The organism is Streptococcus sp. CF10-1 (genome assembly GCF_024295825.1).
Taxonomy (GTDB): Bacteria; Bacillota; Bacilli; order Lactobacillales; family Streptococcaceae; genus Streptococcus.
This window is the reverse complement of the sequence record NZ_JANCPQ010000003.1, coordinates 236,783-259,680: the sequence shown is the minus strand read 5'-3', so window position 1 is coordinate 259,680 and position 22,898 is coordinate 236,783. Positions and strand designations below refer to the sequence as shown.

The 22,898-nt window shown below is 35.1% G+C and carries 16 protein-coding genes, 3 tRNA genes and 1 pseudogene; 9 read left to right on the top strand and 11 right to left on the bottom strand.

Features of this window, described 5'->3' with window-relative positions; translation table 11 throughout:
* Nucleotides 1–45: 45 nt before the first annotated feature.
* The 8 genes from mfd to NMM25_RS05905 all read right to left on the bottom strand — a co-directional run bounded on the left by mfd (nt 46) and on the right by NMM25_RS05905 (nt 10,537).
* On the bottom strand, nt 46–3,549 hold the full coding sequence (gene mfd / locus NMM25_RS05940; protein ID WP_254736238.1) for a transcription-repair coupling factor: 3,504 nt from the start codon (nt 3,547–3,549) through the stop codon (nt 46–48).
* Entirely contained in the window at nt 3,550–4,119 is a 570-nt protein-coding gene (gene pth / locus NMM25_RS05935; protein ID WP_254736237.1) for an aminoacyl-tRNA hydrolase, read from the bottom strand.
* A gap of 73 nt (nt 4,120–4,192) precedes the next feature.
* Nucleotides 4,193–5,308 carry a redox-regulated ATPase YchF gene (gene ychF, locus NMM25_RS05930; RefSeq protein WP_254736236.1) on the bottom strand — a complete coding sequence of 372 codons (1,116 nt, stop codon included), beginning with the start codon at nt 5,306–5,308 and terminating at the stop codon, nt 4,193–4,195.
* A gap of 84 nt (nt 5,309–5,392) precedes the next feature.
* Nucleotides 5,393–5,587: a DUF951 domain-containing protein gene (locus tag NMM25_RS05925; RefSeq protein ID WP_000285178.1), complete on the bottom strand. Its 195-nt coding sequence runs from the start codon at nt 5,585–5,587 to the stop codon at nt 5,393–5,395.
* Between the two features lie 64 nt (nt 5,588–5,651).
* Nucleotides 5,652–6,788, bottom strand: coding sequence for a DNA polymerase III subunit beta (gene dnaN / locus NMM25_RS05920; RefSeq protein ID WP_049478004.1), 1,137 nt, complete (start codon nt 6,786–6,788; stop codon nt 5,652–5,654).
* A gap of 158 nt (nt 6,789–6,946) precedes the next feature.
* Nucleotides 6,947–8,308, bottom strand: coding sequence for a chromosomal replication initiator protein DnaA (dnaA, locus tag NMM25_RS05915; protein ID WP_007520973.1), 1,362 nt, complete (start codon nt 8,306–8,308; stop codon nt 6,947–6,949).
* Between the two features lie 216 nt (nt 8,309–8,524).
* Entirely contained in the window at nt 8,525–9,283 is a 759-nt protein-coding gene (locus NMM25_RS05910; protein ID WP_254736235.1) for a ParB/RepB/Spo0J family partition protein, read from the bottom strand.
* A gap of 57 nt (nt 9,284–9,340) precedes the next feature.
* Nucleotides 9,341–10,537 carry a S1C family serine protease gene (locus NMM25_RS05905; RefSeq protein ID WP_254726409.1) on the bottom strand — a complete coding sequence of 399 codons (1,197 nt, stop codon included), beginning with the start codon at nt 10,535–10,537 and terminating at the stop codon, nt 9,341–9,343.
* 185 nt (nt 10,538–10,722) lie between these two features.
* On the opposite strand from NMM25_RS05905, the gene rlmH reads away from it, so the two are divergent.
* The 7 genes from rlmH (at nt 10,723) to NMM25_RS05870 (ending at nt 13,900) form a co-directional block, all read left to right on the top strand.
* Complete coding sequence (rlmH, locus tag NMM25_RS05900) at nt 10,723–11,202, top strand: 23S rRNA (pseudouridine(1915)-N(3))-methyltransferase RlmH (protein WP_254736234.1); 480 nt, start codon at nt 10,723–10,725, stop codon at nt 11,200–11,202.
* 43 nt (nt 11,203–11,245) lie between these two features.
* A tRNA-Arg gene (locus tag NMM25_RS05895) sits at nt 11,246–11,319 on the top strand.
* 164 nt (nt 11,320–11,483) lie between these two features.
* Nucleotides 11,484–11,609 (top strand): competence-stimulating peptide ComC, encoded by a 126-nt coding sequence (gene comC, locus NMM25_RS05890; protein WP_254726406.1) that lies wholly within the window; start codon nt 11,484–11,486, stop codon nt 11,607–11,609.
* 20 nt (nt 11,610–11,629) lie between these two features.
* Nucleotides 11,630–12,949 carry a competence system sensor histidine kinase ComD gene (gene comD, locus NMM25_RS05885; RefSeq protein ID WP_000362883.1) on the top strand — a complete coding sequence of 440 codons (1,320 nt, stop codon included), beginning with the start codon at nt 11,630–11,632 and terminating at the stop codon, nt 12,947–12,949.
* A complete protein-coding gene (gene comE, locus NMM25_RS05880; RefSeq protein ID WP_000866079.1) occupies nt 12,946–13,698 on the top strand; it encodes a competence system response regulator transcription factor ComE in 753 nt (250 codons plus the stop codon). The genes comD and comE overlap by 4 nt, the downstream gene beginning before the upstream one ends.
* Nucleotides 13,699–13,749: 51 nt before the next feature.
* A tRNA-Glu gene (locus tag NMM25_RS05875) sits at nt 13,750–13,821 on the top strand.
* Between the two features lie 5 nt (nt 13,822–13,826).
* Nucleotides 13,827–13,900: transfer RNA gene (locus tag NMM25_RS05870), tRNA-Asn, on the top strand.
* A 35-nt stretch (nt 13,901–13,935) separates the two neighbouring features.
* Here the strand turns inward: NMM25_RS05870 and NMM25_RS05865 are convergent.
* Nucleotides 13,936–14,478, bottom strand: a pseudogene (locus tag NMM25_RS05865) (TetR/AcrR family transcriptional regulator C-terminal domain-containing protein).
* Nucleotides 14,479–14,608: 130 nt separating this feature from the next.
* Here NMM25_RS05865 and NMM25_RS05860 point away from each other — a divergent pair.
* A complete protein-coding gene (locus NMM25_RS05860; RefSeq protein WP_254736233.1) occupies nt 14,609–17,263 on the top strand; it encodes a YhgE/Pip domain-containing protein in 2,655 nt (884 codons plus the stop codon).
* 21 nt (nt 17,264–17,284) lie between these two features.
* On the opposite strand, the gene NMM25_RS05855 is transcribed toward NMM25_RS05860, so the two are convergent.
* On the bottom strand, nt 17,285–19,837 hold the full coding sequence (locus NMM25_RS05855; protein WP_254736232.1) for a YfhO family protein: 2,553 nt from the start codon (nt 19,835–19,837) through the stop codon (nt 17,285–17,287).
* Between the two features lie 61 nt (nt 19,838–19,898).
* Nucleotides 19,899–21,521, bottom strand: coding sequence for an ATP-binding cassette domain-containing protein (locus tag NMM25_RS05850; RefSeq protein WP_000958793.1), 1,623 nt, complete (start codon nt 21,519–21,521; stop codon nt 19,899–19,901).
* A gap of 195 nt (nt 21,522–21,716) precedes the next feature.
* Between NMM25_RS05850 and trpS the strand changes: the two genes are divergently transcribed.
* Nucleotides 21,717–22,742 (top strand): tryptophan--tRNA ligase, encoded by a 1,026-nt coding sequence (gene trpS / locus NMM25_RS05845; protein WP_049518870.1) that lies wholly within the window; start codon nt 21,717–21,719, stop codon nt 22,740–22,742.
* Nucleotides 22,743–22,898 lie beyond the last annotated feature (156 nt).

The following is a 22,898-nucleotide window of genomic DNA, read 5'->3' as shown; positions in this document are numbered from 1 at the left end:
AAATTATTATTGTACCATTTTTATCCTTTTTATAGAAGAAAAATGTTAAATGGGATTTGCTTCCTTTGATTCTTTTATCTCTAATAAACTTTCTCCAAAAATCAGCAAACCTTCTAAAATTTCATAATCCTTCTTGTTTCGAACATCGAATACAACTTCCATTAATCCCTTATTCTCAGCTATGGCTGCTTTTAAGTTCGTTGCGGATAAAGCTTTAAAATAATCTTGAGCCAAGAATAGTCGTTGAGTGACTTTTTCAAATTGAACTGTAATCTTGTTATCTTTTCTTTCCACACGTTCTACAAAGACCTTGTCCAAATATGACTTAACCAAACCAATCTCTAAAAGGTAGGCTACTACATCTGGGTATTCTCCAAAGCGATCCATCAATTCTTCTTGTAGTTCTTCATAGTTGACACGATTGTCAATTTGACGAATTTTCTTGTAAATTTCAATCTTATGTCGTTGGTCAGAAATATAAGTGTCAGGAAGATAGGCGTCGATTTGTAAAATCAACTCAGCATTTCCTTTGATTCTTTTATTCCCATTACCGTTCCGTTTAGCGATAGCTTCCTCTAGTAACTGCGAATACAATTCAAAACCAACAGAATCAATGAAACCAGACTGCGATTTTCCTAGGAGATTTCCTGCTCCACGAATCGAAAGATCTCGCATCGCAATCTTAAATCCTGAGCCTAATTCTGTAAATCCCTTAATCGCTTCTAATCTCTTCTCAGAGACTTCACTAATTGATTTTTCTGGACGATACATAAGATAGGCATAAGCAATACGATTGCTACGACCGACTCTTCCTCTTAATTGATACAAGGTTGACAAGCCCATGTGGTCTGCATTTTCAATAAATAAGGTATTGGCATTTGGAATGTCTACCCCTGTCTCGATAATAGTAGTCGTCACCAAAATATCATACTGACCTTCAATGAAATCAAGTAGAGTATTTTCCAACTGAATTTCACTCATTTGTCCATGAACAAACCCAATCGAAGCTTCTGGAATCAACTCTTGTAATTCTGAAACCTTCCGATCAATAGTGTCAACTTTGTTGTAAAGATAGTAAACTTGACCTCCACGCTCCATTTCACGCAAGACAGCATCACGAATCACACTATCATTCTTTTCCAAAACATAGGTTTGCACTGGATAACGATTGGTCGGAGGTGTTTCAATAACAGACAAATCTCTGATTCCCAACATAGACATATGAAGAGTACGTGGTATTGGAGTAGCTGTCAATGTTAAGACATCCACTTGTTTCTTCAGTTCTTTCAATGTTTCCTTATGCTTAACACCGAATCGTTGTTCTTCATCAATAATCATCAATCCCAAATCTGAAAACACAACATCTTTTGACAAAACACGATGCGTTCCAATCAAAATATCGACTTGACCATTCTTTAGTTTTTCAAGTGTCTCTGCCTGCTCTTTTTTACTTCTAAAGCGACTCAACACATCAATATTAACAGCAAAATTTTGAAATCTTTCCTTAAAATTCGTATAGTGCTGTTGCGCTAACACCGTCGTCGGAACTAGAACAACAACCTGTTTGTGATCATTGACTGCCTTAAAGGCTGCACGCATAGCAACTTCAGTCTTTCCAAAGCCAACATCCCCAACTAAAAGTCGATCCATGGGATGAGAATCCTGCATATCTCTCTTGATTTCCTCAATACTGCGAAGTTGATCATCCGTTTCAACATAAGGGAAAGCATCATCAAAAGCATGTTGCTCATCATCATCAGCTGAGAAAGCAAATCCCTTCAACTGACTACGCTCAGAATAAAGCTTAATTAAATCGTCAGCTATATCCTCTACCTGGTTCTTAACTTTTTGCTTGGCCTTTTTGAAATGACCATCATTTAATTTATTAAGTTTTGGAGGTTTCCCATCACTTGAAACATATTTGGACAGTAACTGAATCTGCTCTACTGGGATGGAGATTTGGTCACCATTTTGATACTGTACACTGACATAATCACGGTGAATGCCTTGGATTTCAATTGTTTCGATTCCTAGATATTGACCAATTCCATGGATATGGTGAACAACATAGTCCCCTTTTTCAAGTTCATTATAATCTTTTAATCGCTCTGCGTTTGAAGCATGTTGTCTTCGAAAACGACGTTTTAATTTCTTTTGAAAAATCTCATGTTCAGTAATCAAGAGAATTTTTTCATCTACAAAATGAAAACCATGTCTTAGATTACCCTCAATCAAGTTTACAGATTCTTTACAGATACTTGACTTATCTCTGGAATCCAATTTGATCTGATATTCCTCTAAAACATCTTCCAACGTCTTACTTCCCATTGAATTGCTAGACTGCAAAATAATAGTGTAGTCCATTTTTTTGTATCGCTCAATTTCTTCTTTTAAAAATGAAAATTGATTGAAAAACTCTTGCATGGGGTATTGATTAAATTGATAAATGTGATCAAACTTAAGATTTCCTAAGCCCTTTTGCAGATTGGAGAAAAAGGTAACTGGACTTTGTTTTTTATAGGTTTGCTCTGTATCTGCAAAATACTGCATCCCAGAAAATGATTTACCATTCTGTAAATCTTCTGTAAAGTATTGTGCTAATTCTCTTTCAAAGGATTCATACTGATTCATCAATTTTTGATAGTCATCAAAGAATACTGGTGTATCTTTTTCAATATAATCAAATACAGTCCATGTTTTATCGTAACATAAGGACAAAAACTTTCGACTATCTGAATGTACTTGTTTTTGATGAAAACTTGACAAAATCTCTTCCAAATATGATTTTAAAATTGGTGATAGAGTCTTTGAAATTTGCTTTTCTAAAGCTGACTGTCCTCGTTGATAATCTTTTTCTCTCAAAAGTATGTCGCTAGCTGGAAAGATAGTGAGGTTTGTCTGATTTTCTTTCGATAATTGTGTTTCGACTTCAAAAGTACGAATACCATCTACTTCATCACCAAAAAACTCGATTCGGAAAGGTTCTAACTGAGACATCTCAAAAATATCTAAAATATCTCCTCGAATACTAAACTCACCTTGTGTCTGTACTTGAGTAACTTTTCGATATCCAATTTCCTTTAACCGGTGAAGTAGCTCGTGTTGGTCATATTCTTCGCCAACTGCAATTTTTATAGTACTTTCTTTAAATCTAGTCGGAGAGAGTAAAATTAACCGACTCGCTGCGATATTACAAACTAAAATCCCTCTCTTAGACGGATCACTCAAAAAACGCAAGGCCTCAACCCGCGAAATGATTTTTTCTTGCGAAGACATCAAAAACTCTACCATAGGAGAGTCATCAACCAAAAATGGATAGACAAGTTCCTCTCCTAAGAGAGAAAGAAGATCACTGATAATTCGTTCTGCTTCTCCATAAGTTGAAGTCAGTAACACAATCTTATTTTCTTTTTCTAGACTGCTTGCAATTGCAAGAGCCTTGGTAGAAGTTGATAAACCAAGTATTAGTTGTCTTTTCTTATCTATCAGATTTTGATGCCATTTTTTTATCTGGTCATTTTCTGAGAATAAATCTAATAAAGTCACCATTTAGCCGTTATACCTCTGCATTGTTTTCTCAAAGTTTTTCTCTTGTAAATAGTAGTTTACAGCATCGTCAACCTTGTCAATAGACTGTAAAATACCCACATAGTCATCCTGATCAAACTTACTTAAAACATGATGAACAACTGACATGCCTTTTTTAGGTCTTCCAATACCTATTTTAACACGGTTAAATACCTGAGTCCCTATATGTTGAATAATAGACTTGATACCATTATGACCACCTGCTGATCCCTTTGCTCTTAAACGAATTTTCCCGACTTCCATGTCAAGGTCGTCGTAAATAACGAGTAAATCTTCAATATCCAAACCATAGTAAGTCAATAAAGCATGAACCGCTTTTCCACTTTCATTCATAAATGTTGTTGGTTTGACGAGATAAATTTTTTCTCCATTGATGAAAAAAGATGCTAGGTCAGCTTGAAATATCCTGTCATGTGTAAAGGTGACATTTTGTTTTTTAGCTAGTTGGTCAATCAACATAAATCCAACGTTGTGCTTGGTTTCAAAATATTTATCCCCTGGATTTCCCAATCCTACAAGTAATTTGGTCATTTATTTTTCCTTTCAAAAGCCAAAAGGGTTGGAATTTTTTTCCAACCTAATTGACACTATTTATTAAATGTTATTAAACGTTAAAGCGGAATTCCATAATATCGCCATCTTGAACGATATATTCTTTACCTTCTTCACGTAAGCGCCCAGCTTCTTTTACAGCCTTTTCAGATCCATATTTTACTAGATCCTCATATGACATGGTTACTGCACGAATAAAACCTTTTTCAAAGTCTGAGTGGATAATACCAGCTGCTTGAGGAGCTTTCATCCCTCGCTTAAAGGTCCAAGCACGGACTTCTTTTTCACCAGCTGTAAAGTAAGTTCCGAGTCCTAGTAGATGGTAAGCAGCTCGAGTCAACTTATCAACGCCTGATTCTGTCAAGCCAAGTGCTTCAAGAAACTCTTGCTTATCCTCATCGTCTAACTCAGAAATTTCTTCCTCAGCACGCGCAGAAATAACTACCACCTCAGCATTTTCTGTCGCTGCAAATTCGCGAATTTGCTTCACATATTCGATAGAATCTGGATCTGAAACTACATCCTCATCCACATTAGCAACATAAAGAACTGGTTTAGTGGTCAAAAGGAAGAGACCTTTGACAACTTTTTGTTCTTCATCTGTAAATTCGATGGTGCGAGCTGATTTTCCATACTCAAGGACTGGTTTAATCTTTTGAAGAACGTTAAACTCTGCTACTGATTCTTTATCTTTTTGCGTACGTGCCATCTTTTCTACACGCGCATAGCGTTTATTAACTGATTCTAAGTCCGCAAGAATCAACTCCAGGTTAATGGTATCAATATCTGCAAGTGGATCCACAAAGGCGTCTTCACGTCCTTGCTCGCGCATCACATTTTCATCATCAAAAGCACGAACTACGTGAACAATCGCGTCTACTTCACGGATATTGGCCAAGAATTTATTACCTAGACCTTCTCCTTTTGATGCTCCTTTTACAATCCCTGCAATATCTGTAAATTCAAAGGTTGTTGGAACTGTCTTTTTAGGAGTAATCATTTCCGTTAGTTTTTGTAGGCGTTCATCTGGAACTTCCACCATTCCAACGTTTGGATCAATAGTCGCAAATGGGTAGTTTGCTGCCTCTGCTCCTGCTTTTGTAATTGCATTAAAAAGGGTTGATTTACCAACGTTTGGCAAACCAACGATACCTGCTGTTAAAGCCATAGTTTCTCATTCTCCGTTCTCATTTCAATCCCTAACATTATAACACAAAAAGGGAAAACTTGCTAACCCTCTAACTAAGGATTCTTAGTCAATAATCTTATTCATTTTTCGTTCAAAATCATAACGACTCATCATAACAAGGTGGTCACAATTGCTACATTTGATTTTGATATCTGCCCCTACACGTGTGATTTCCCAACGATTGGCTTTTTTACCTGTTGACTTAATTATACAAGCATGAGGTTTTTTCATCTCAACAAAATTTCCAACTTGATACATACTACTCTCCTTTTCTTTTTTGATTATATCATAAAAGAGGCGAGCCAGGCTCAACCTCTTTCACTTAATTTGTTCGAACTGGTGTGATAAGCTGCATGAAATCTTCGTCAGTATCTGCTGGCACAAGAGTAAATGGACGAACTGATGAGATAAAGCTAATAGTAACCTTTTCGCTATTTAAAGCCTTGAGGGAATCAATCAAGTAAGTTGGGTTAAAACTAATAGTTAAATCATCCCCGGTCACCTGCTCCGTATCGATTTCTTCGTTTACTTTACCAACCTCTGGAGAGTGAACATGGGCGCTAACAACTCCACCTTTAATTTCAAGCTTCACAGTACCATTTTGAGTCGCACTTGATAAGAGACGTGCACGCTCCATAGATTGACGTAAATTAACCACATCAAAAGTAATTGTAGTGTTAAAGTCTGTTGGAATCAAGCGATCTGTATCAGGATAGTTTCCTTCTAGGAGACGAGTGTAGAAGCTAATATTTTCGCTTCTAAAGAGGATTTGATTATTTGCAAAGAAAATCTCCACAGTTTCAATATCATCCGTAAATACAGCTGAAAATTCTCGTAGAGAGCGGCTAGGAATCACCACATCAAAATCATCACCATTTTTTTCAAGAGTCAATTTCTTCTGGCTAAGGCGGTGTGAGTCTGTCGCAACTGTTTTTAGTTCCTTGTGTTGGCTCAATACGAAGTGGACACCTGTTAAGATTGGACGACTTTCTTGCGTACTTGCAGCAAATGCTGTTTCATTGATAATTTTCTTGAGTAGTTTGGTTTCAAGAACCAAAGGTGTGCTTGCTGAAATTTCTTGGATTCGTGGGTACTGTTCGCTATCTTTTCCTTTTAGGGTGATTTCTGATTTGCCACTTGTTAAGACAATTTGTTTTTGTTCAATCTCTTTGAAATCAAGCGTTACATCTGGAAGACTGGATACAACATTGATAAAGAAAGAGGCTTCTAGAAGAATCGAACCCAAAGAAGTTATCAAGAGACCAGCATCTTCATTCTTTTGAGAAATGAAATTCTCAATAGAAATTTGCCCATTTGAGCCAATTAAAGTAATTCCTTCATTGGTAACGTCAATTTTGATTGTTGATAAAATTGGAATAGCATTTTTAGAGCTTATTGCTCGTTTTGTGGTATTTAAGGCTTGTAGAAATAAATTTTTATTAATTGAAAAATGAATCATGGATTCTCCTTTATTTATTTTTAGTATTAGAAAGTTAATAGTAATAATAGAGTGTGTGAATTCTGTGGAAAACTGAGTGCTATTTAGTAAACTTAAGCTTCTAAGCTTGTTTAAAAAATGTGGATAAAAAAGATAAGAAAGGAAAACTTATCCACAAGCTACTTAATTTTCTTTTTGATTGCTTCTATTTCTAAACGTAAATTATCGTCTTCGTCAATCAATGATTTGATTTTAGCATGGGCGTGAATAACGGTGGTGTGATCCTTTCCGCCAAATTCTTTTCCGATTTTTGGAAGACTGTTATCTGTCAGTTCTCTAGCTAGATACATGGCAACCTGACGTGCTAAAACGATGTTTTGAACTCGTCTCGTACCTTTCATTTCTTTGACACTCACTCCATAAAAATTACCAACTTCAGTTTGGATTTTCTCAATTGGAATAACAAGTATCTGGCGGGCGTCTTGCTTACGTGCTCTAATAGCTTCCGCAGCAATATCAATAGTAATATCCTTAATCTTCTTCACTCTGGCAATTAAAGTGATATCGTTGATTGCTCCTTCCAATTCTCGAACATTTGAATCAAATTGGCCAGCCAAGTACTCTAGAGTATCACTTTGGAAATGGTAATCCAAGTGCTCTGTTTTACTTTGAAGAATGGCGATACGTGTCTCAAAGTCAGGAGGAGTGATATTTTGCGTCAATCCCCAGCTAAAGCGCGTGACAAGTCTTTCCTCAAGGCCTTCTAGGTGTTTAGGACTTCGATCACTGGTTAGGACAATCTGTTTCTGCTTATCATGAAGAGCATTGAAGGTATTGAAAAATTCTTCCTGGGTCGCGACTTTTTTGCCACTGAGAGATTGGATATCATCGATCAACAAGAGATCAAGGCTACGGTAAGTCTTTTTGAACTTTTCCATTTCCCCAAGTCGCAAGTGTTCAAGAAAGTCATTGATAAAGCTTTCGGCAGGAATGTACTTGACACGCGCATCAGGAATATTTTTCAAAATCTCATTTCCAATCGCATTGAGTAAGTGAGTCTTTCCAAGACCAGGTCCTCCATAGATGAAAAGAGGATTATAGGTCAGAGCCAAATCTTCAGATACTGCTAGTGCAGCAGACACCGCCCAAACATTCCCATCACCTTGAATAAAGTTATCAAAGGTATATTTTTCTTTTAACCCTGTTTCGGAATAGGGAATCGTTGGTAGTGTAGGTGTGTAATCGTAAGTAGAGACACTATTCGTATCATTTACTTGAGGAGATTCTGTACTCTGAGGTTTAGTGAAAATATAGTGAGGTTTGATTTCAGAATCATAAATTTCAAAACCAGCAGCAATGATAATATCTTTTAATTGCTTTTCCCACACCATTTCCATCTCTGATCTCGGTAGAAATATAGTAGCTGTGTTTTCTTCTACTTTGATGAGTTCAGCAGGTGTAGCATAGAAATCATACATAGATCGTGTCAATCTTTCTTGAGCAAATTCTAAAATACGATTCCAAAATTGCTTTTCTTTCAACTAATTTTCCTCCTTTACTATGATTTTAGTAGTTTAGTGCTAGACTTATTTTACCATAGATAATAGGATTTTTCCACAGATTGGGGAAAAGAATCCACAATGTTAGTAGTATTTATCCACAGGTTGGGGATAAATAAGAAAATCCTTGATTTAATAGGGTTATTGATAAAAAAATTGGTGGATAAATTTGTGGGTTGAGAAAATAAAAGAACAGCCTTATTTCAGGCTGTTAATAATTCTATCGTATTCTTCTTGACTTGAAAAGGAGATAATAATCTTTCCAGTATCTTTTTTTGAAAGTTTAATTTCTACACTTAAACCGAGTAGTTTTTTTAATTTATCTTCTTCGTCTTTGATGAAAGAATCACTTTTTTTTTGCTTCTTGTGTTTTTTCTCTGTAAGAAGTACTTCTAACTTTCTCACAGAAATATCTTCATTTTTGATTAGTTGGAAGAAATAGTCTTGCTGCTCTTTATCCAAACCAACTAGTGAACGTGCATGAGCTTGAGAAATTTTTCCATTTTCTACTTCAGCTAAGATATATTCTGGTAGGGAAAGTAAACGAATAAAATTAGTGATATAAGGACGAGATTTCCCCATTTTATCCGCTATCTCAGTGTGAGTAAATCCTTTTTCTACTAAAGATTCGTAGGCGCGTGCTTCTTCAATAGGATTTAAATTTTCTCTCTGCAAATTCTCAATGATAGACTGAATCATCATTTCCTGATCTGAGAGGTGCTTTACAACGGCTGGAATAGAGGTTAGACCAGCCAAGAGAGAAGCTCGATATCGTCTCTCTCCTGCAAGGATTTCATAACCAATTACAGGAGATTGACGAACGATAATTGGTTGAATGAGCCCATTTTCTTTGATTGACTGAGCTAATTCCTTTAGTTTATCTGTATCAAATTCTTTCCGAGGTTGGTAAGGATTCTTTTGTATTTCAGAGATAGAAATCATTTCAAATTTTTCCATGATTCTACACTAACATATCTTTTACTTTCTGTAAAGTTTTCTTTACACTGATGTCAATTAAGACTCTAAATCAGCAGAATTCTTATCTAGTTTTATAGAGGTTGTTTCCTCCTTACCGTTACGGTAGTAGGTTACTTTGATAGTATCTCCAATAGCATGATTGTAAAGAGCGTGTTGTAGGTCTGTTGATGAAGCAATCTCTTTGTCGTCAACTTTGGTAATGACATCGTATTTTTGAAGATGTCCATTTGCTGGCATATTATTTTGAACAGATCGAACAACTACACCTGAAGTGAGGCCACTTGGAATGTTAAGTTTTCTAAGATCACTAGCTCCAACATTTGACAGATTGACCATTTGAATTCCAAGAGCAGGACGAGTCACTTTACCATCACTTTCAAGCTGTTTAATGATATTTTGTGCATCGTTTGAAGGAATTGCAAAACCAAGACCTTCTACAGATGTTCCACCATTACTTGCAATTTTACTTGATGTAATACCAATTACTTGTCCTTGAATGTTTACAAGTGGACCACCAGAGTTACCAGGGTTAATGGCTGTATCTGTTTGAATGGCTTTTGTTGAAATAGCTTGACCATCTTCAGATTTTAGAGAAACATTTCGATTAAGACTTGAAATAATCCCCTGTGTAACTGTATTAGCATATTCTGAACCTAGAGGACTACCGATAGCAATCGCTGTTTCTCCAACACTAAGTTGACTTGAATCCCCAAATTCTGCTACTGTTGTAACTTTTTCTGAAGAAATTTTAACGACAGCAATATCAGAGAAGGTATCAGATCCGACAATTTCACCAGGAACCTTGGTACCATCTGCCAAGCGAATATCAACTTTTGAAGCTCCATTGATAACGTGAGTATTAGTTACAAGATAGGCATCCTTATCATCCTTTTTATAGATAACACCTGATCCCTCACTTGCGATTTGTTGATTGTCTGAATCAGAATTAGTGTCATCAGCGTTAAATACACTACTTTGTCTACTGCTAGAAGAAGAATAAGTAATGATTGAGACAACAGCATCCTTAACTTTATTTACTGCTTGAGTGGTTGAGTTTTCATTTTTATAGGATGTTTGAGTGACAGTGCCAGAATTATTATTCGTAGCTTGATTTCCTTGTTTTTGATAAAGTTGTAATGTTACGAAACTTCCTAAGGCACCACTTAAAAATCCTATTAGAATGATTACAAGAACTTTAACTCCTTTTTTGTAAAATTTTTGTAAGTGTTTCATAAACGCCTCCGTTTGTTATTTATTTACTCAGATTATAAACCTATTAACTTAATCCAAACTTAAAAGATTAAAGTTTTTCACAAGTTGTGGATAACTCGCTTTATTCTGTGAATTCACTAGTATTTTTGAATGATTTTTGTGTGTATAAGATGTGAAATGAAGTGTGGATATGATAGAATAGAAGAATGAAAATAAAAATTGTAACAGTAGGAAAAATAAAAGAAAAATACCTTAAAGATGGAATTGCTGAATATACCAAACGAATTTCACGTTTTGCCAAATTAGAAATGATTGAGCTCACTGATGAGAAGACACCTGACAAAGCCAGTGAATTAGAAAATCAAAAAATCTTGGAAACAGAAGGTGAAAGAATTCTTTCTAAGGTTGGAAAAAGAGACTTTGTCGTTGTACTAGCCATTGAAGGAAAAACATTCTCCTCAGAGGAATTTAGTAAGCAACTAGAGCAAGCTTATATAAAAGGATACTCAACGCTTACTTTTATCATTGGAGGAAGTTTGGGTCTAGCTCCTGTTGTAAAAAATAGGGCTAATCTTTCTGTTAGTTTTGGACGTCTGACATTACCACATCAGTTGATGAGATTGGTTTTAGTTGAACAAATTTACCGTGCTTTTACAATTCAGCAGGGTTCTCCTTACCACAAATAGAAGATTGACTTAGCTCTTGTTTTTTGATAGAATGGTCGTGTTAGGTCTCATAGCTCAGCTGGATAGAGCATTCGCCTTCTAAGCGAACGGTCGCAGGTTCGAATCCTGCTGGGATCAATTTTAGATGTGAAGCTGGGATAGATCCCAGCTTTTTTCTTAAAAAAGTGCATTTCAGGTGCAAAAATGCACAGTTGGGAAGAATTTTTTCTTACATGGTCTTCATTTTGTATAATAGGTGTGTAAGTTAACTTACAAGAAAAAATAATACAGGAGATTTCATTATGAAAAATACAGTAAAGTTGGAACAATTTAAAGAGGTAACAGAGTCAGAATTGCAGGAGATTCGGGGTGGAGATTGGAGAATTTCAGAAACAATTCGTAATCTTATTTTTCCAAGAAGAAAGTAATGAAATAAAGGTAGAGAGTAATGGATTTATTTGGATTAGGGATAGCTATTTTTTATTTTATCATTATTAGCAAAATTTATGAATGGATCTGTAAAATAAATAGAAAAGAACAAATTGTTTTTTTCTGTTATACATGCATCTCAGTTTTTATACTTGAAGAAATTATTACACTAGTATTTTCTAATAGTTTTGCTTTGTCTAAATTTTTATTTCCTTTGGTTGTGTACCTTTATTTAAGAAAGTTAAAGAAGTCTGAAAAATACAAAGCTATTTTTATCAGTTTACTATTATCTTTATTATATCACAGTACTCATACTTTTATATCCGTAACCTTATCTTCTATAACAGGAGATGAAGTAGTATTACACTATAAAAGTACATTCCTTTTCGTAGTATTGTTGATGACTTATTTTTCTATTCTAATAATAATTCGTTATTTTCATCTGGATATTAAATATTTTGATAAAGATTATCTGTACCCTTTTTTAAAAAAAGTAATAGTTGCTTTCTTTGGTTTGCATATCTTATTATTTATTTCAGATATAGTAAGTACAACTCATCATTTAAATAGTTTCGGAAGTATTTTATCAACCATTGTTTTTATTTGCTTGTTATTGATTTTCTTTGCAATGAATTCTCACAAGGTTCAAATTGAAAAAGAGATTGCTCTAAAACAAAAGAAATTTGAACAAAAACATTTACAGACTTATACTGACGAAATTGTGGAGTTGTATAATGAAATTCGAGGTTTTCGTCATGACTATGCAGGGATGCTTGTTAGCATGCAAATGGCGATTGACAGTGGAGATTTACAAGAAATTAACAGGGTTTACAATGAAGTCTTAGTAAAAGCAAATCAGAAATTGAGGTCAGAAAAATATACTTACTTTGATTTAAATAATATAGAAGATTCTGCTTTACGAAGTTTAATTGCTCAATCGATTGTCTATGCACGAAAAAATGATGTAGAGTTTACATTGGAAGTAAAGGATATCATTACTAGACTGTCAATAGATTTACTTGATCTTGTTCGTATCATGAGCATTTTATTAAACAATGCTGTTGAAGGTGCTGCAGATAGTTATTTGAAACAAATGGAAGTTGCAGTCATTAAAATGGATTTTGAAACAGTTATAGTTATCCAGAATTCATGCAAAATCACTATGACGCCTTCAGAGGACCTATTTGCCTTAGGTTTTTCTACCAAGGGAAGAAATAGAGGTCTAGGACTTAATAATGTCAAAGAGATTTTAGATAAGTATGACAACATTATTTTAGAAACAGAGATGGAAGACAACACATTTAGACAAATTATTAGATTTAAGAGGGAATTCGAATGAAAGTATTAATTTTAGAAGATGTTATTGAACATCAAGTGAGACTAGAGAGAATATTAAATGAAATCTCGGAAGAATCGAATATTCCTATTTCATATAAGACAACAGGAAAAGTTCGTGAGTTTAAGGAATATATCGAAAATGATGAAGTAAACCAGCTTTATTTCCTAGATATCGATATTCATGGAATCGAGAAAAAAGGCTTTGAAGTGGCTCAATTTATCCGTCATCACAATCCTTATGCTATTATTGTCTTTATTACTAGTCGCTCTGAATTTGCTACCTTAACGTACAAATACCAAGTATCAGCCCTAGATTTTGTTGATAAAGATATCAATGATGAGTTGTTCAAAAAACGCATCGAGCAGAGTATTTTTTACACTAAGAGCATGCTGCTTGAAAACGAAGATGTTGTAGACTATTTTGATTACAACTATAAAGGAAATGATTTGAAAATTCCTTACCATGACATTTTGTATATCGAAACCACAGGAGTTTCTCATAAACTTCGGATTATTGGTAAGAATTTTGCTAAAGAATTCTATGGAACTATGACAGATATTCAGGAAAAGGACAAACATACCCAGCGATTTTATTGCTCCCATAAATCTTTCCTTGTCAATGTGGGAAATGTGAGAGAAATTGATCGAAAGAATTTAGAAGTTGTCTTTTATGAAGATCATCGTTGTCCGATTACTCGTTTAAAAGTCCGCAAACTAAAAGATATTCTAGAGAAAAAATCTAAAAAGTGATTGACAATTAGTAAGAAATTGATATAATGGTTATATCTGCTACAGATAGATGGTCCGTTGGTCAAGGGGTTAAGACACCGCCTTTTCACGGCGGTAACACGGGTTCGAATCCCGTACGGACTATTTTATCCGCCATAGCTCAGTTGGTAGTAGCGCATGACTGTTAATCATGATGTCGTAGGTTCGAGTCCTACTGGCGGAGTCAGATAAAAAAAGAACACCATTGGTGTTCTTTTTTTAGTTTACATCACCTAACATTTTCATAATGAAGTTTGTCATTTCTTGCGGACTTTCTTTTTTTCCGTGAGCAATCCAAGTCTGTCAAACACCAAATAGGGCATTTGTTAGATAAATGCTACTGTATTCTAATTCAATTGGATTGAGTTGTAGTTTCATAAAGCGTTTCTGAAGGTCGGTGCTAAGCATAATGTGAAGTTTATTTCTCAAGAAATTTTGGATTTCTTTTGTTCCATTTTCAGATAAGAGTGCAGCTAATAGTGGTTCAGACTCTAAATATTCAAATACTTCTAAGATAGCATCTCTTTTGTGATGAGCATGTTTTTGGAAAATATACTCAAAGGTATGAAATAGCTTACTTTGGTAGAGTTCAATCATATCATACTTATCCTTATAGTGAGTGTAAAAGCTGGAACGACTAATTCCGGCTTTTTCTGCTAACTTGACAGTAGAAATTTGATCAAAGGGTTGGTCCGTCAATAATTGAACCATGGCATTTTCGATAATTCGTTTTGTTTTTAACCGTTTATTACTTTCTTTCATAATTCCTCCTAGTACACAAAAATAGACTATATGTCTAAAAAAAGTATTTTTTACCTTGTAATTTGGATTTTTTGATGTATAATCTATTATATCAAAATTTTAGACAATATGTTTAAAAAAAGGAGGAGACATGTTTAAAGAATGGAAAGCAATATTTAAAAAACCGACCTTTATCATTGTAATGATAGGGATTTCTCTCATTCCAGCTTTATACAATATCATATTTTTATCGTCCATGTGGGATCCATATGGTCAAGTATCGGAGTTACCTGTGGCAGTTGTCAATAAAGATAAGGAAGCTTCTTATAATGGACAGACAATGGCAATTGGTGAAGACATGGTGTCTAATTTAAAAGAAAATAAGGCTTTAGATTTTCACTTTGTTAATGAAGAGGAAGGGGAAAAAGGGCTAGAAGATGGTGACTACTATATGGTAGTGACTTTACCAAGCGACCTATCTGAAAAAGCGACCTCTATCCTAACGAATCATCCTGAACAAATGCAGATTGATTATCAGACGTCAAGTGGACATAGCTTTATTGCAAGTAAGATGAGTGATTCTGCAATGACACAATTAAAACAAACCGTCTCTGCTAATATTACTGAAACATACACTAAGGCTTTATTTCAAAAAATGAATGATTTGAAGTCTGGAATAAATAAAGCAGCTGATGGAAGTGAACAATTGGCTAATGGAGCCAATCAGTTGGTAACGGGAAGTCAAACGTTGACGACAAATCTTAATACTCTAGCTAATTCAACTGTAACTTTTTCAAATGGAGCGGATCAATTTACAAAAGGCTTATCTAGCTATGTGTCTGCTATAGAGCAATTACATATTGGTTTAGGATCTTTTAATAGTGGTTTACAAAGTTATACAAATGCTGTCTCACAAGTTGACACTGGACTTGGTCAATTAGCTTCAAAAACTCCTGAGTTGGTGACAGGTGTAAATCAGCTAAATACAGGTATAAAGTCTTATACAGGTGGCGTTTCACAACTGGATACAGGTCTCAATCAATTTTCTGTTGGTGTAAATGCATATACAAGTAGTGTAAAAGAACTTTCTAACGGAACAAGTCAATTATCCAATCAATCAGATACACTAAGAGATGGAATGGAGCAATTAAATACTGGTATTAAAGAAATTTCAAGCCAATTAGAGTCCTCATCTCAACAAAGTGAAGAAATAGCGCAAATGGCAAAAAGCTTAGGAGAACTAAATAAAACACTACAAGCTCTTACAATATCAGATAATACTCAACTGAAAAGTACATTGTCAGAAGCTTTGCCAAATCTAACAACTCTTGCTCAGGATATTGTGACCAAAAGTCAGACAGAACAAGAGAAAACTCTTACTAACCTTCAATCAACAGCTACTTATCAATCTCTTACAGAGGAACAAAAGAAAGAACTGACAGAAGCTATTTCTAAAAATTCTAGTTCTACTATTGAGTCAGCAAAAACAATTTTAACGACAGTAGGAGGATTGAAAGAAAGTATAGAGAATTCAGAACAACAAGTATCTAATCTATCTGATGTGCAGACGAAAGCAAATCAACTCTTACCTGCAGCATCTAGCTCCTTGACAACATTGTCAAATGGATTTACAAAATTGCAAACTGCTTTAGATAATCAGTTGGTTCCAGGAAGTCAGTCAATTGAAAAAGGGGTTGTAAACTATACTAAGGGACTGAACACAATTTCTATAGGTGCCAATAAACTAAGTGAAAAGAATGCAAACTTAACAACTAGTATAGATCAATTAGTTTCTAGATCAAGTAAGTTGACAGAAAATACATCAACCTTGACAGCTGGAGCAGATGCGCTAGCTGGAAAAACTCCAGAATTAGTATCAGGTATAGAAAGTTTGTCATCTGGTTCTGCTCAATTGAATAATAAGAGTCCAGAGCTAATAGCAGGTCTTACTAAATTACAATTTGGCTCTGGTCAATTAACAGATAAATCAACACAGTTACTTTCTGCAGCATCTCAACTAGGAAGTGGCGCTATGAAGATTGCAGATGGTGCTGGAAAACTAGCAGATGGTGGAACAACCTTAACCTCTAGTCTTGAAGATTTACAGACAGGAGTTGATTCATTAGGACAAGGATTAGGCAATGCTAATAATCAACTCAAATCAGCTTCGACAGAATCTAAAAATGCAGAAACATTATCTGAACCTCTAGTTCTCTCAAAAACAGATAACGACCAAGTTCCTGTAAATGGGATTGCCATGGCTCCTTATATGATATCAGTTGCTCTTTTTGTTGCTGCTATATCTACCAATATGATTTTTGCTAAGTTGCCTTCTGGACGTCATCCAGAGAGTCGTTGGGCTTGGTTGAAGTCTCGCTCTGAAATAAATGGGATTATAGCTGTCTTAGCAGGTGTTTTAGTTTATGGAGGTGTCCATCTTATTGGATTGACTGCGAACCATGAGATGAGGACCTTGGTTCTAATTATAATCACAAGTTTAGCTTTCATGTCTATGGTGACAGCTTTAACAACTTGGAATAGCCGTATTGGAGCTTTCTTCTCTCTTATTTTACTTTTATTACAGTTAGCATCAAGTGCAGGGACCTATCCCCTTGCTTTGACAAATGATTTCTTCAAAGGTGTCAATCCTTGGTTACCAATGAGTTATTCTGTATCAGGCTTACGACAAACAATTTCTATGACAGGAAATATTCATCATCAAGTGATTTTCCTTATTATAACTCTAGCTTTCTTTACTGCTTTAGGTATGCTAGCTTATCAACCTAAGAAAATGGAAGAAGATTAAAAAGATTGGCCAAGGAATTGGTCAATCTTTTTCTGTCTTAGATAAATTTCGTCTGTGATTATAGATCCCAAAAAGAAGAAGGGCAGTTAGTGAGCAGGCTGCTCCAATAACAAAACCATTGGGGATAAAGGAAAGTGTAATGGTGCCTTTTCCCTTTGAAACATCAACTTTCATAAAACCAGTCTGAGCCTGCTTGATTTCAAGTTTTTTCCCATCTTGGTATGCAGACCAACCTTTGTCATAAGGAATAGTGAAGAAAATAGAGGTATCTTGTTTGACTTCATATGTAGCAAAGACTTTATTTTTAGAGGTGGATACTTCTACAGGTTGTTCTTTAATCTTTTGGATTGCTTCAGTAAGAGCCTGAGTATCTAAACGATAGAAGGTTGGAGATTCAAATGACACCTGAGAATTTCCAGGGAAACTAACACTGATATTGAAGGTTTGTTGTTCTTCAGTATAACCCAAATTAAAGAAATTAAATGCATTGTCAGTTGTAAAAGTCTTTTTTTCACCGTTGACAAGGATGTCGACTTTCTTTTGTTTATCATTCGTAAAATGAAGATTTGAAAAAGAGAGATAGACTTGGCTATTTTGAGGAACCTCAATTTGATAATCAATCTTTGCATCTTCATTCGCAGAACCTGTGATGCTCATTAAACCATCTGAATTATCTGTTTTATCATATGCTATTTGGGAGAAGTAATCTAAGTTGAGATTAGCAAGCTGGTTTATAAATAAAGCCTGATTATCCAGAGTGTGATTATTAAAGTTTACATCTGTGTAAATAGATTGAGTGGCAAAAGCAATGGGTAAAGAGAGTTGATTTTTATATAAGGTTAAATGATCCTTTTGATAAATCTCTTGAAAGCCATACTTATCAAGTGAATTTTCAGAAATATTGTACTGGATTCCAAATAAACTATCTGCTAAAAGACTGTTATTAGCATAACGGAGATTGAGGTTGGTTCCAGAGGATTTGAATCCTAGTTTATCCAAACTAGTGCTAGTTGAACGATTTCGTACAGACGAGAATTGAGAGATTCCATTGTAGTTAAATTTCATACTGTCATTGCCTGTCTGAATTTGCAGTTTCTCAGTACGTGTAAATGGATCGTCAATTTGGTTTAGAATGGATTCCATAGCGGTGATATCTCTATTATAGGCGTTACGAGAAGCAAAGGCCCATTCTTTAGCTATTCCTTCCATTTGAGATGATGCATTTAAGCTTATCTCAGCTGTTATAAATAAAGACAAAAGAATTGCAAATAGATTTATAGAGATAAATTTTCTAATGACTGCAAGAAGTAAAATAGCATAAACTAGAAGAAATTCAAGAGTGAGTAGGATATTCAAATCAGTTAAAAAAGAATAGTGTGATTTAAAATAGACAGTAGCCAAAAATCCTGTTAGTACAAGAAAAAGTGAGACAAATAGATTCCAGAGCTTCAGTTCTTTCAAGCGATTTAAGACTTCTGCTGCAGTATAAATTAACAGAGTGGAAAAAATCCAAGCATAGCGATGCAAAAACATATTTGGGGTATGCATCCCTTGCCAAAATAAATCAAGTGCTTCTATGTAAAAGCTTGTTATTAAAAAAGCAAAGAAAATTGCATAGGTAAGTTTCACGTGAAACTTAATAGATTTTATTGTGAAAAATAGAATGGTTAAAATAAAAGGAAGCAATCCAACAAAAATCATTGGTATAGATCCATACTTAGTTGTATCAAAAGATCCGATGAATTGTTTTGCGAAAATATCCAGATACCAGCTACTATCTGTTTTTAATTTTGTGATGGCGGTTAACTTCTCACCATGAGTTTGTAAATCAAACAGTGTAGGAAGAGTCATAATCAAACTAGCCATTCCAGCTAAAAAGGAGGTAACAACAAAATCAAGAAAAGATGATTTTCGAGTTTTAAAGTCCCAAGAAATTTGGCAGAGATACCAGAAAATAAGAAACAATGCTGTCATATACCCAAAATAATAATTTTGAATAAATAAGATTGACAAACTTGTAAAGTATAGTAGGCGCTTCTTTTGTGTTATAAGTAGGTGTAAACCAGTTATAATTAAAGGAATCAAGATAAAAACATCTAGCCAAGTTTTAATCTCTAACTGACTGATAGTGAAGCTCATTAAAGCATAGGAAGTAGATAAGGCAAGTTTTAAAAATTTTGGGATATCTTTAAATAATCTATTTAGACTAAAGAAGGTTGACAGACCAATCAATCCAAATTTTAATAGAGTGGTCAGATAAACAGCATCTGGCATATTCGACAGATTAAAAAAGTAAACCAGAGGTGAGAGAAAACTACCCAAGTAATAACTAGATAGAGCATAGAAATTCAGTCCGAGGCCACTTGTAAAGGTGTAAAACAAACTGCCATTTCCATGCAGAATATTTCGTAAAGCTACATCAAAAATAACGTATTGATGGAAACCGTCTCCTAATAGTGGAGATGCATCGCTGTTCCAGTAGATACCTTGAGTTAGGTATACTCCAGTCATAATTACTAAAGGAATGATGAAAGAAACAAAATAGGTCCAATATGTTTTAAAAAATGATTTCATGTTACCTCGTAGAATGATAGAAAACTCAGTTGGTTACCCCAACTGAGTTTTGAAGTCTTATTTAATCTTTCCAAAGTTCTTTAACTTTTGCTTGTACTTCTGCATTTTCTAGGAATTCATCGTAGGTTTCATCAATACGATCAATGACGCCATTCTTAGACAAAACAATGATATGGTTTGCCAAAGTTTGGATAAACTCGTGGTCATGACTGGCAAAGATGATTGATTCTTTAAAGTTTTTCAATCCATCGTTCAAGCTTGAGATAGATTCCAAGTCCAAGTGATTTGTTGGATCATCAAGTACAAGGACATTTGATTTCAAGAGCATGAGTTTTGAAAGCATGACACGTACTTTTTCTCCCCCTGACAAGACGTTTACAGGTTTGTTAACCTCATCACCAGAGAAGAGCATACGACCAAGGAAACCACGTAGGAAGGTATTGTCATCTTCTTCTTTACTTGCAAATTGACGCAACCAGTCAAGGATTGACTCTCCTCCTGCAAAATCAGCCGAGTTGTCTTTTGGCAAGTAAGAACGGCTAGTAGTAACTCCCCACTTGACAGTTCCTTCATAGTCGATGTCACCCATAATTGCACGAATTAATGCAGTTGTTTGGATGTCGTTTTGTCCAATAAGAGCTGTTTTATCACCTGGACGCAAGATGAAACTAATATTGTCTAGGATAGTTTCGCCATCAATCTTTACAGTTAGATTTTCTACTGTCAAGAGATCATTACCAATCTCACGTTCTGCTTTAAAGTTGATAAATGGGTATTTACGACTAGAAGGAACAATCTCTTCTAATTCAATCTTGTCAAGCATTTTTTTACGAGACGTTGCTTGTCTTGACTTAGAAGCGTTGGCAGAGAAGCGAGCAACGAATTCTTGCAATTGCTTAATTTTTTCTTCTGCCTTGGCATTACGGTCTGCTAGCAATTTAGCAGCAAGCTCAGAAGATTCCTTCCAGAAGTCGTAGTTTCCAACATAGAGTTTAATTTTTCCAAAGTCAAGGTCAGCCATATGAGTACACACTTTGTTTAAGAAGTGACGGTCGTGGGATACTACGATAACAGTGTTATCAAAGTCAATCAAGAAGTCTTCTAGCCAAGTAATAGATTGGATGTCCAACCCGTTGGTCGGCTCGTCCAAGAGAAGAACATCTGGTTTACCAAAAAGTGCTTTAGCAAGGAGAACCTTCACTTTTTCACCATTGGCCAATTCGCTCATGTTTTGATAGTGCAATTCTTCTGGAATGTTTAGGTTTTGAAGTAATTGGGATGCTTCACTTTCTGCTTCCCAACCTCCAAGTTCAGCAAATTCACCTTCGAGTTCGGCTGCACGAACACCATCTTCATCGGAAAAATCTTCCTTCATGTAAATGGCATCTTTTTCTTTCATGATGTTGTAAAGTTTTTCATTTCCCATAATGACAACATCAATAACTCGCTCATCTTCATAGTCAAAGTGATTTTGACGGAGGACAGAGAGACGTTCATCTGGACCAAGAGAGATGTGACCAGTTGTTGGTTCGATATCACCAGCTAGAATTTTTAAGAATGTAGACTTCCCAGCACCATTAGCACCAATTAATCCGTATGTATTTCCTTCTGTAAATTTGATATTGACATCATCAAAAAGTTTGCGATCACTAAAACGTAGTGAAACATCAGATACTGTAAGCAATGTTTTTCTCCTATAATATGTAATATATTTATTCTACTAGAAAAGAGAGAAATATTCAAATTTTTGTTTGTCAATTTTGTGTCAATTAAGTTTACAGGTTTGTTTACAATAAGTTAGTTGTTTGATTTAAATAATTTTCTGTTATTTTAACAAAAAAATGCTATAATTGAAGAGACCATTTCGAAGGAGAAAAAAATGACGAAACCCATTATTTTAACAGGAGATCGCCCAACAGGAAAACTGCATATTGGACATTATGTTGGGAGTCTTAAAAATAGAGTATTACTGCAGGAAGAAGACAAGTATGAGATGTTTGTTTTTTTGGCGGACCAACAAGCATTGACAGATCACGCTAAAGACCCTCAAACGATTGTAGAATCGATTGGGAATGTTGCCTTGGATTATTTAGCAGTTGGATTGGATCCAAGTAAATCAACTATCTTTATTCAAAGCCAGATTCCAGAGTTGGCTGAGCTGTCTATGTACTATATGAATTTGGTATCACTAGCTCGTTTGGAACGGAATCCGACAGTAAAAACAGAGATTGCTCAAAAAGGGTTTGGAGAAAGTATTCCGACAGGATTTTTGGTTTATCCGATTGCGCAAGCAGCAGATATTACTGCCTTCAAGGCTAATTATGTTCCTGTTGGGACAGATCAGAAACCAATGATTGAGCAAACTCGCGAGATTGTTCGTTCCTTTAATCATGCTTATAATTGTGAGGTCTTGGTGGAGCCGGAAGGTGTTTATCCAGAAAATGAGAGAGCAGGGCGTTTGCCTGGTTTAGATGGAAATGCTAAAATGTCTAAATCCCTTAATAATGGTATTTATCTAGCAGATGATGCGGATACGTTGCGTAAAAAAGTCATGAGCATGTATACTGATCCGGATCATATTCGAGTGGAGGATCCAGGTAAGATTGAAGGAAACATGGTTTTCCATTATCTAGATGTGTTTGGTCGTCCAGAAGATGCTCAAGAAATTGCGAATATGAAAGAACATTATCAACGTGGTGGTCTTGGTGATGTGAAGACGAAACGTTATCTACTTGAAATATTAGAACGCGAACTTGGTCCTATTCGTGAGCGCCGTATCGAATTTGCTAAGGATATGGGAGAAGTGTACAATATGCTTCAAAAAGGTAGTGAGAAAGCGCGTGAGGTTGCGGGGCAAACTCTATCTGAAGTTAAGGGAGCAATGGGACTAAATTATTTTAAATAATAGATAAAATATGAATTGTAAAACTATCTCTTCCATAGGATCACAGGGATAGTTTTTTTATGATTTCTACCATAAATATAATTGACAAATTTTCATAGAATGGTATGATAGATACAATACAAAAAGAGTCAAGCTCAAAAAGAAAGAAAAGAGGAA